Annotated in this window: 4 protein-coding genes and 1 pseudogene; all 5 read right to left on the bottom strand. The window is 67.5% G+C overall.

Features of this window, described 5'->3' with window-relative positions; all coding sequences use genetic code 11:
- Positions 1-263 (bottom strand): annotated as a pseudogene (locus M2A_RS16930) (hypothetical protein); the annotation flags it as partial.
- A gap of 17 nt (positions 264-280) precedes the next feature.
- The gene (locus M2A_RS16935) at positions 281-1210 is read right to left on the bottom strand and encodes an ATP-binding protein (RefSeq protein ID WP_045449927.1); all 930 of its coding nucleotides are present in this window, start codon (positions 1208-1210) and stop codon (positions 281-283) included.
- Positions 1210-1506, bottom strand: coding sequence for a hypothetical protein (locus M2A_RS16940; protein WP_045449928.1), 297 nt, complete (start codon positions 1504-1506; stop codon positions 1210-1212). Before M2A_RS16940 ends, M2A_RS16935 begins: the two co-directional genes overlap by 1 nt.
- Entirely contained in the window at positions 1503-1991 is a 489-nt protein-coding gene (locus M2A_RS16945) for a hypothetical protein (protein WP_045449929.1), read from the bottom strand. The genes M2A_RS16940 and M2A_RS16945 overlap by 4 nt, the downstream gene beginning before the upstream one ends.
- 10 nt (positions 1992-2001) lie before the next feature.
- Positions 2002-2200, bottom strand: a 199-nt coding sequence (locus M2A_RS16950) for a helix-turn-helix transcriptional regulator (RefSeq protein ID WP_081875723.1), incomplete at its 5' end; no start/stop codon positions are given.

Raw genomic sequence — 2200 nt, forward strand, 5'->3', positions numbered from 1 at the left:
GCCCAGTCCGGCCCCTTGGGGCTGTAGAGCCCGATCAGGGTGAAGATCTTGCGCCGGGCGTAGGGCCCTTCGAGAACCGTGAACTCGCCCGAGAGATAGACCGAGCCGGTCGTCCCCCGCGTGGCGTATCCGCCGGTCCAGCCCTGCGCCGGATCGTCGAATCCGCCCGGACGGATCGTCAGGCGCACCTTGGCCAGCGTGCCCTTGGGGATGATGTTGCTGTTCTGCTTGGCGTCGTTGAAATCGTTCCAGGATCCAGTCATGGCTGGGGTCTCCTCGTTCAGGCGTTTTCGGAATGGGTGGGTGCGTCGGAGGTCGGCGCCGTCGCGGCCGGGGGCGGGCTGCGATAGGCCAGCCGCTCGGAGGCGGGCTTCACGGGGCCGCGGATCTTGGCCATCAGGCGGCCGAGATGCGGCTCCTCGATCAGGTCGAGACGGCCGGATCGATCCTTCGCCGGGAAGTTCCAGGGGTTGATCGTCTGGCAGACGAAGGCACGGTACGGCGCGCCGAACTCGTCCTTGATCTCCGCCATCGTCAGGACTTCATCGACGATGCCCGGCAGCTCGAGGCCGGTCTTCGAGCCGTCGATCTGCGGCTGGAAGATGCGTCGATTGAAGTCGTCGAGCTTTTCGTCGAGGATCCCGACGAACCAGACGTTCTTCGCCCGCGTGTGCTGCAGATGCGTGAGCCACGCGACCATCTCGCGGCCGTGCAGGCCATAGGCGCCGCGGACATCGGGCTTGCCGGTCTTCTCCGAGAACGCCTCGGGCTGCCCCTTGCACCATTGGAAGCAGAGCCGCCCGGCGACGGTGATCGAGTCGATGAAGACCGTGTGATAGCGGTCGAGCGAAGCCGGATCGCCGAAGCGCTCGCACACCGCCGCGAAGTGGGCCTCGCTGTAGACCTGGTCGTCCCGCAGCGCCGGATTGGGGCCGCCGATGAAGACCGCGAAGTCGCGGCACTCGGCCCATGTGCGCGGCCGGACGCTGTCGCCGGACCATCCCTCGATGGCGAGGTCGCCCGCCTCCAGGTCGATGAACAATGTAGTGGCGGGGTCGAGCGTCCAGAGAAGCGAGGTCTTGCCGATCCCGGACTTGCCGAAGATCGTGCCCTTGATGCCGCGCGGCTCGGCGAGCCGCTGATCGGCCGAGATGATTGGCAAGAGGCGAGGAAGGCCGGAGGCCTGACAGGGAGAGGCAGGAATCGCCATCACTTGCCTCCCTTCGCCGCGATCAAGGCGTCGACCGCGATGTCCGCTCCCAGCGCGCCGGCCTTGCGGGCCTCGTCGTGGAGGGTGCGCACCGCGTCGATCTCGCGGTAGAGAGCCGATGCCTGCTCGTTCAGCCCGATGAGGGCGAAGGCCAGGTCGTCGATCGAGGCCGCCCCGACCGGCTTGACGGTCTCGTCGTGACGCTCGCCAAGGGCCGGCACCCGGATGGTCTCGGGCAGCTTGTCCAGCCCGAAATGTTGCTCGCGGAGCATCGCGAGCTTCTTCGTGATGCTCATGACGTCACCTCGGTGTTCAGGGAAAGACGGAAGCTGGGCTTGCCGGTGCGGACGGTGCGCGCGTCCTCGAAGGCGGAGCGGATGTGGCTCGGCCAGGCCGCGTACTTGCGCTCGGACACCTTGATCGCGACATCGACGTATTCGGTGGGGTCGTCGCCCTCGGCCCGGATGCGTTCGACGAGAGCGGTGAGCTTGTCCTGGTCCCAGTCGACGCGCTTCGGCAGGTCGGCGATCACGGTGACCGCGCCGTCGTCGAAGCGGATGGTCCCGGTGTCTTTGCCGGCGGCCTGCCGTGCGGCGTGGGCACGATCGCCGTACTTCAGCGCGACGGCCCCATCGAGCCAGTCGCAGACGGTCTTGGCGCGGCGCAGAGCGTCGGCGGCCTCGTCCTGCAGGAGGGCGAGCTGCTCGGCGGACAGAGCGGCGATGTCGCCGACAGCCATGCGCCGGAGCTCATCGAGGGAGATGCGGTTGGAGATCGTCATCACCACCACCTCATGCTGCAGGCTTGCTGGGGTGGTCGGCGGTGCTCGCCCGGATCTGCTCGCGCTCGTACTCCTCGACGTCTTCGAGGCGATACACGACGCGACCGCCGAGCTTGACGAAGCGCGGGCCTTCGCCCGTCCAGCGCCACCGCTCAAGCGTGCGGTGACTGATGTTCCAGCGCGCAGCCAGGTCGATCTGGTTGAGGTGT

This window comes from Tepidicaulis marinus, from assembly GCF_000739695.1.
In the GTDB taxonomy this organism is placed as follows: Bacteria; Pseudomonadota; Alphaproteobacteria; order Parvibaculales; family Parvibaculaceae; genus Tepidicaulis; species Tepidicaulis marinus.